At 69.8% G+C, this 7,302-nt stretch carries 10 protein-coding genes and 1 pseudogene; 5 read left to right on the forward strand and 6 right to left on the reverse strand.

Going from position 1 to position 7,302, the window contains the following annotated elements; genetic code table 11:
* The 3 genes and pseudogenes from AC30CM_RS14940 to AC30CM_RS14950 all read left to right on the forward strand — a co-directional run.
* Nucleotides 1-256: pseudogene (locus AC30CM_RS14940) on the forward strand (mammalian cell entry protein); the annotation flags it as partial.
* On the forward strand, nt 253-957 hold the full coding sequence (locus tag AC30CM_RS14945) for an Rv1363c family protein (RefSeq protein ID WP_490117677.1): 705 nt from the start codon (nt 253-255) through the stop codon (nt 955-957). The pseudogene AC30CM_RS14940 and the gene AC30CM_RS14945, both read left to right, overlap by 4 nt.
* On the forward strand, nt 957-1,451 hold the full coding sequence (locus tag AC30CM_RS14950) for an Rv1363c family protein (protein ID WP_490117678.1): 495 nt from the start codon (nt 957-959) through the stop codon (nt 1,449-1,451). Before AC30CM_RS14945 ends, AC30CM_RS14950 begins: the two co-directional genes overlap by 1 nt.
* Here the strand turns inward: AC30CM_RS14950 and AC30CM_RS14955 are convergent.
* The 4 genes from AC30CM_RS14955 to AC30CM_RS14970 all read right to left on the reverse strand — a co-directional run bounded on the left by AC30CM_RS14955 (nt 1,438) and on the right by AC30CM_RS14970 (nt 3,914).
* Nucleotides 1,438-2,868: an alpha,alpha-trehalose-phosphate synthase (UDP-forming) gene (locus tag AC30CM_RS14955; RefSeq protein WP_490117679.1), complete on the reverse strand. Its 1,431-nt coding sequence runs from the start codon at nt 2,866-2,868 to the stop codon at nt 1,438-1,440. The two genes, AC30CM_RS14950 and AC30CM_RS14955, sit on opposite strands and share 14 nt — an antisense overlap.
* Complete coding sequence (locus AC30CM_RS14960) at nt 2,868-3,035, reverse strand: hypothetical protein (protein ID WP_490117680.1); 168 nt, start codon at nt 3,033-3,035, stop codon at nt 2,868-2,870. The genes AC30CM_RS14955 and AC30CM_RS14960 overlap by 1 nt, the downstream gene beginning before the upstream one ends.
* 61 nt (nt 3,036-3,096) lie before the next feature.
* Entirely contained in the window at nt 3,097-3,459 is a 363-nt protein-coding gene (locus AC30CM_RS14965; RefSeq protein ID WP_490117751.1) for an intersectin-EH binding protein Ibp1, read from the reverse strand.
* Between the two features lie 143 nt (nt 3,460-3,602).
* Nucleotides 3,603-3,914, reverse strand: a complete 312-nt coding sequence (locus tag AC30CM_RS14970; protein WP_490117681.1) for an intersectin-EH binding protein Ibp1 — start codon at nt 3,912-3,914, stop codon at nt 3,603-3,605.
* Between the two features lie 262 nt (nt 3,915-4,176).
* Between AC30CM_RS14970 and AC30CM_RS14975 the strand changes: the two genes are divergently transcribed.
* Nucleotides 4,177-5,028: an SDR family oxidoreductase gene (locus AC30CM_RS14975; protein WP_490117682.1), complete on the forward strand. Its 852-nt coding sequence runs from the start codon at nt 4,177-4,179 to the stop codon at nt 5,026-5,028.
* A gap of 40 nt (nt 5,029-5,068) precedes the next feature.
* Here the strand turns inward: AC30CM_RS14975 and AC30CM_RS14980 are convergent, their stop codons facing one another.
* Nucleotides 5,069-5,401, reverse strand: coding sequence for a DUF732 domain-containing protein (locus AC30CM_RS14980; protein ID WP_490117683.1), 333 nt, complete (start codon nt 5,399-5,401; stop codon nt 5,069-5,071).
* A gap of 41 nt (nt 5,402-5,442) precedes the next feature.
* Nucleotides 5,443-6,609: an XdhC family protein gene (locus tag AC30CM_RS14985; protein ID WP_490117684.1), complete on the reverse strand. Its 1,167-nt coding sequence runs from the start codon at nt 6,607-6,609 to the stop codon at nt 5,443-5,445.
* A 100-nt stretch (nt 6,610-6,709) separates the two neighbouring features.
* On the opposite strand from AC30CM_RS14985, the gene AC30CM_RS14990 reads away from it, so the two are divergent.
* A partial coding sequence (locus AC30CM_RS14990) for a VWA domain-containing protein (RefSeq protein WP_490117685.1) occupies nt 6,710-7,302 on the forward strand: 593 nt, incomplete at its 3' end.

Genomic DNA, 7,302 nt, shown 5'->3' on the forward strand with positions numbered 1-7,302 from the left:
GGCCGACCCCGGCGTGCCGCCCCCACCCGGCCAGGGTCCGCTGCTGCCCGCCCAGGCCATCCCGCAGGGACCCCAGCCGCAGGCCAGCGGCCCGGCGTCGGCACTGCCCAAGGCGCCGTCGACCACGACGTACGATTCGAGGACCGGAGTGTTCGTCGACCCGGCCGGTGGAACGGGTGTCCTTGCCTCGGGCACGGACAAGTTCAGTCCCGCCGAGACGTGGACCGACCTGATGATGGATCCAAGGCAAGCATGACCGAGCAAGACACGGCTTCGGGCGCCGCGCAGTCGCCGCCCAAGCCGGTACGCAGACGTGCGTCCCGCGCGGCGGGTCCCGCCGCGAACCCGGAACCGATCGCGCCGCCGACGGTGCACGTGGAGGTGCAGACGAGCCCGACGGCGCCGCGTGCCCCCCGGCCGGTGGCACCGCCGCGCCGCCGGGCGAACCGCACGCTGGTGGCGACCGTGGCCCTGGTGGTGCTCGGCGTCGCGGTCGTGGTGCTGGGCGGGTTGACGGCGCTGCTGGGGAGCGAACAGCGGACCGCCGACGCGACACTCGCGCGGGACCAGCGCTTCGTCGACACCGCCACGCAGACGGTCACCAACATGTTCAGCTACACCCAGAACGACATCGACCAGAGCGTGGACCGCTTCGTCAACGGCACCAGTGGGCCGTTGCGCGACATGATGAGCCAGGCGGGCAACGTCGACAACCTCAAGGCCATCTTCCGCGACACCAATGCCAGCTCCGAGGCGGTCATCTCGGGCGCCGCGCTGGAGAAGGTCGACGAGATCGCGAAGAACGCAGCGGTTCTCGTCGCCGTCCGCGTCACGGTCACCGATCTGGACGGCGTGAACTCGCCGACGCAGTTCTATCGGCTGCGCGTGATCGTCCACGAGGACGACAACGGCCACATGACCGGCTACGACCTGAAGTACCCCGAGGGGGGCAACTGATGGGCCGCCTGACGTCGCGACTGGTGGTGTTCATCGTCGTCGTCGCCGCCGTGGGATTCGTGGCCCTCGGCGCGTTCTCCGGATACCTGCTGTGGAACCACGACCAGACCCAGGCCGAGGCGCGCACCGCCCAAGAGCTGCCGCCGTTGGCCGCGCAGCAGATCCCCGACGTGCTGGGCTTCGACTTCCAGACCGTGCTGGCCAGCCGCGAGAAGGCCTACCTGATGATGACGCAGGACTTCAAGCGGCAGTTCGAGGATCAGACGACCCGCGAGGTCATCCCGTCCGCACGGGAGCGCGAGGTGATCAGCCAGATCAACGTCGTGGGCGTCGGGATCCTTGCCGCACACCGTAATTCGGGCTCGGTGTTGGTCTTCATGAACCGCGTGATCACCGACAAGTCCAAGCAGCCGCTGTATGACGGCAGCCGACTGAAGGTCGACTATCAGAAGGTCGACGGCCAGTGGAAGATCGGCGGCATCACTCCGATCTGAGCGCCAACGCCTCCAGGAACGAGCGGGCCCAGCGGTCGACGTCGTGTGCGAGCACCTGGCGGCGCATCGCGCGCATCCGACGCCTGCCCTCCTCGGGATCCTGGTCGATGGCGGCTTCGACGGCGTCCTTGACCCCGTCGAGGTGGTGTGGGTTGGTCAGGTAGGCCTGCCGCAATTCGGCTGCGGCGCCGGTGAACTCGCTGAGCACCAGCGCGCCCCCGAGGTCGCTGCGGCACGCCACGTACTCCTTGGCCACCAGGTTCATGCCGTCGCGCAGCGGCGTGACGAGCATGACGTCGGCGGCCACGAAGAACGCGATGAGTTCGTCCCTGGGCACGGGCTTGTGGATGTAGTGCACGATGGGACGGCCGATCCGGCCGAACTCGCCGTTGATGTGTCCCACCTGGCGCTCGATGTCCTCGCGCATCACCTTGTAGCTCTCGACGCGTTCGCGACTGGGGGTCGCCAGTTGCACCAGGACGACGTCCTCGGGGTCGACGCGTTCCTCGTCGAGCAGTTCGGAGAGTGCGTGCAGGCGGACGTCGATGCCCTTGGTGTAGTCGAGCCGGTCGACGCCCAGCAGTACCTTGCGCGGGCTGCCCAACTCGGCGCGGATCTCGCGGGCGCGCTGACGCACCCGGCGATCACGGGCCTTGGTGTCCAGGTCGGCGGAGTCGATCGAGATCGGGAAGGCGCCCACCCGCACCGTGCGCGACCCCACCTGGACCTCGCCGAAGCGGGACCGCACGCCGACCGAGCCACGCGAGGTCTCCGCGCCGACCAGTCGCCTCGCCAGATACAAGAAGTTCTGAGCACCGCCCGGTAGGTGGAAGCCCACCAGGTCGGCGCCCAGCAGGCCCTCGATGATCTCGGTGCGCCACGGCATCTGCATGAACAGCTCGATGGGCGGAAACGGGATGTGCAGGAAGAACCCGATGACCAGATCCGGGCGCAGTTCGCGCAGCATGTTCGGGACCAGTTGCAACTGGTAGTCCTGCACCCACACGGTGGCGCCCTGGGCGGCCGTCGCGGCGGTGGCCTCGGCGAAGCGGCGGTTGACGTCGACGTAGCGATTCCACCACGTGCGGTGGTAGATCGGTTTGACGATGACGTCGTGATACAGCGGCCACAGCGTGGCGTTGGAGAAACCCTCGTAGTACTCGGCGACGTCGTCGGCGGTGAGCCGGACCGGCCGCAGTGTCAGGTCCTCCTCGTGGATCGGCTCTTCAGGGCCGTCGGTGATGCCCGGCCAGCCGATCCATGCGCCGCTACGCCTGCGCAGGATCGGTTCCAGGGCCGTGACCAGGCCGCCGGGGCTGCGCTTGAACGTGGTGCTGCCATCGGGCAGCCGTTCCATGTCTATGGGTAGCCGGTTGGCCACCACCACGAAATCGGATTCACCCGGATGAGAGGTCACTAGGCGTCGAGTTTCGCCGGCCCGATTCCCAGCATCGACAGGAAGACGCGGCACTCGTCGGCGTCAACGGCGTAGGCCGCGACGACCCGGCGGGCCTGGCGGGCGGTGCTGTCGGCCAAGGGCTCGACGTCGTCGAGTTCGTCGGCGGGATCAGTCTTCGGAGCCATGTCCCCACTCTATGCCACGGCGCCAGGCAGCCCTGGAGGCTGCCTGGCGCCGGCGACGGTCCTAGGAGACGCCGTAGACGGTGGGGCTGCTGCCCACCGACGACGACGGCGGGGTGAAGCTTGGAGCGTCCTCGGCGAGGCCGATGCACTGGCCGCTGTTGGCGCCGGTGCAGGGGATGTTGCCGATCGCGGGCACGTCCGGGTTTCCGGGGATGGAGCTGAACGGCGTGGCCGGCGAGTTCGGGACGGTGTGCGGGATGCAGGCACCGGTGAACGGGTCGGCCTCTTCGCCTCCGACACACGCCGAGGGCTCGGCCACGGCGACGGGCACCGTGAACGCACCGACGGCGGGAGCCGCGGCGAAGGCGAGTGCGAACCCGCCCGCCAGGAGTAGACGTCGGGTGGAGGGGGCAAGGATCGCCATCGTCACGCTTTCTGTCGTAATTGACCGTCTCGTCGGGAGAAGTGTATGGAAGCTGCCAGGAATCTGCACACAATCCACGAGTTCCCTGAGAGGGGCCCTCACGGCCGAGGGGCGGACGGCGACGCGGCGGTGGTTCCCCGCGGCTACGGGCTGGAGCTGAACGACGAGTGCGGCGTCACGTCCGGCACGTTGTTCTGGGACTCCGAAAGCCCGATGCACTGACCGGAGTTGCCGCCGGTGCAGGGAATGCCGTCGACCGCCGGGAGCGGCGAGTTGGGCACCAGGTCGGGCGTGCAGTTGGTGGTGAAGGTGTCTTCGCTCTCCCCGCTCGGGCAGGCGGCGACCGTGGGGGCCGGCGACGTGGTGGTGGCGACGGCGGCAACCAGCGGGGCAGCCGCTATCGCGAGCGCGAAGCCTCCGGCAAGGACCAGGCGAGAGGTTTCCAGGTGGGCCATCGTCGTGCTTTCTGTCGTCGGTCGATCACGTGATCGCTGCCTGTGAACAATACGCTGGGCGGCTGGGTTTTCCCGGTCGATCGTCGGGAAAGTGGTGCTCCGGTCCCATATCTGGACGCAGGCTGCAAGACCGCTGTGTGCGTGGCCGAGGCCGCGCGCCGCGCGACGTCGCGAACCCCGGTGTCGGGGATGCGCCCACGCCGCGTCGGGGCTCCGTGGTTCGATGACGAGAACGTGTTCTAGTTCTGGTGGAGGTGGCGCTGTGGTTGAACTGTCGTTGGCGGAGCGGACGATTCTCGTCACGGGAGGCGGCAGCGGCATCGGCAAGGGCATTGCCGCCGCGGTGGTCGCCGCGGGCGGCAACGCGATGGTGGTGGGGCGCAATGCCGACAAGCTCGCCGCGGCCGTCGACGAGATCGCCGCCACGCTGGGCGCCGATGCCCGCGCCGGGGACCGGGTGCGCTACGAACCGGCCGACGTCACCAACGAGGACGAGGTGGCCCACGTCGTCGCCGCGGCCACGGCGTGGCACGGGCGGCTGGCCGGCGCCGTGCACTGCGCGGGTGGGTCGCTCACCATCGGGCCCATCACCCAGGTGGATTCCGAAATGTGGCGCCAGACGGTCGATCTCAACGTCAACGGCACGATGTACGTCCTCAAGCACTGTGCCAGGGAGATGGTGCGCGGCGGCGGCGGCTCGTTCGTGGGCATCTCGTCCATCGCGTCGAGCAACACCCACCGGTGGTTCGCCGCATACGGGCCCAGCAAGTCCGCCCTCGATCACCTGATGATGCTGGCCGCCGACGAACTCGGACCGTCGTGGGTGCGTGTCAACGGCATTCGTCCCGGGCTGATCAAGACCGACATGGTGGCACCGATCCTCGATTCCCCGGAGATCAGCGCCGACTACGCGAGCTGCACGCCGCTGCCGCGGCCCGGTGAGGTGTCCGACGTCGCCAACGCGGCGGTGTTCCTGCTCAGCGACGCGGCGCAGTGGATCACCGGCCAGGTGCTCAACGTCGACGGTGGTCACTGTCTGCGCCGCGGACCCGACATGTCGGCCATGCTGGAACCGGTGTTCGGCGCCGACGGTCTGCGGGGGGTCGTGTCCTAGGGGTACCTAGGCCTTGGGGGGCCTTGGGAGCCTTGGGGGCCTAGGGGGCCTTGGGCAGCGACCCCGGGCAGTACGCCCGCACCGCCAGGCTGCCGAGGGTCCCGATGTCTTGCGCGGACTTCCACCCGGTCTTGGTCTGCACGTGGCGCAGAGCGTCTTCGGTGGTGCCGCCGCGGCTGAGCACGTCGCACGTGGAGTGGGCGACGTCGATGGCCTCGGCGGCCGAGATGCGCAGCCCCGCCTCGCGGACGGACTTGGCGAAGACCGTGTCGATCTGGTCGGCGACGGGGTCGGGGGCGGCGTGAGCGGGTGCCGCGGCCACCACCGTGGCTGCTGCGCAGGCGGCCGCTGCGATCAGGTGCGTGGCTCTCATGACCCTCACGCTAGCAAGGCGACCACCGTCGGGAGGGCCGGTCAGAGCCGATGGCCGGCGACGTCGAGGTACGTCACGGCGGCTCCGCCTGCCGGTTCGTGGTGGATGCGGCCGGCGACGGCGGACAAGCGTCGGCCCGAACCACCCCAGCGCAGCGCCACGATCTCGCCCATGATCGAGACCGCCGTCTCCTCGGGTGTTCTGGCTCCGAGATCGAGGCCGATGGGACTGGCCAACGCGGCCAGTTCGGCATCGCCGAGACCCGCGGCGCGCAGCCGTGCCAGGCGATCGTCGTGGGTCGCTCGGGAACCCATGGCGCCGACGTATCCGACGTCCAGCCGCAACGCGACGTCCAGCACGGGGACGTCGAACTTCGGATCGTGGGTCAGCACGCAGATCGCCGTCCGCCCGTCCAGGGCGCCCGCCTCGGCCTGGGCGCGCAGATACCGGTGCGGCCACTCGACCACCACCTCGTCGGCGGCGGGAAACCGCGCCGCCGTGGCGAACACGGGCCTGGCATCGCAGACGGTGATGCGATAGCCCAGCAGTGCGGCTTGGCGGGTGAGCGCCGCGGAGAAGTCGATGGCCCCGAACACGATCATCCGCGGTCGCGGCGCGTGGCTGGCGACGAACACCTGCATGCCTTCGCCCTGCCGCTGACCGTCGGGGCCGTAGGTGAGTACCGCGGTACGGCCCGCCTGCAACAGCCCCCTCGCATCGTCGGCCACGGCGGCGTCGCTGCGGGCCGAGCCCAGCCCGCCGTCCAGGGTGACCGGGCCGATCACCAGCCGCCTGCCGACGCGGGCGGGATCCGGGTGGGCGATGACCGTCGCGACCGCAACGGGTCGATGGGCGGCGACGTCGTCGGCCACCTGCTGCAACTGGGGGAACGTGGCGCGCGACACCGGTTCGGCGAACACGTCGATGGTGCCCCCGCAGGTCAGCCCCACCGCGAACGCGTCGTCGTCACTGACGCCGTACCGCTGCAGCCGCGACCGGCCGTCGGCGACCACCGTGCCCGCGAGGTCGTAGACGGCGGCCTCCACGCAGCCGCCGGAGACGGAGCCTGCCACCGCGCCGTCGGGCGCCACGACCATGGCCGCCCCCGGCGGCCGCGGCGCCGAGTCGATGGTGCGCACGACGGTGGCCAACCCCGCCGTGGCGCCGGTCCGCCACACCGCGAGCAGGTCTTCCAGCACGTCACGCACCCCTCGAGTCTAGGGGCGGTGGCGGCGCGGCGGGCGTCGTGCGCGGTGCTGCCCACACGTACGCTCGGGGCTGGGAATCGCGAGTCGAAGGGACGTGCCCGTGAAATTGCCCGTGCTGGGTGAACTGCCACTGTCGGGCTTCGTGCACGTCTGGTTCTTCCTGTTCCTGTTCGTGGTGGCCGGACTCGTCGCGCTGTACGTGGCCAATCAGCGCAGCCGCGCGCGGCGGCTGTCGCGCTTCGCCGACAGCGAGATGATGGGCAAGGTCGCGCCCAAGCCGCAGTCCCGGTGGCGGCACCTGCCCGCCGTGCTGGTCGCGTTGGCGCTGGTGTTCTTCACCGTGGCGATGGCCGGACCGTCCGTCGACCGCAAGCTGCCGCGCAACCGGGCCGTCGTGATGCTCGTCATGGACACCTCGATCTCCATGAACGCGACCGACGTGCCGCCCAACCGGATGGCCGCAGCCCAGGAGGCGGCCAAGAAGTTCGCCGACGAACTCACGCCGGGAATCAACCTCGGCTTGATCTCCTATGCGGCCAACCCGACCATGCTGAGTTCGCCGACCACCAACCACGACGCCACCAAGGTGGCGATCGACAAGATGCAGGTGCAGGAACGCACGGCGACCGGTGAGGCCATCTTCGCTGCCCTGCAAGCCATTTCGACCGTCGGCGCCGTCATCGGCGGGGGCGA

The organism is Mycobacterium sp. DHQP2018-32-09, assembly GCF_058148405.1.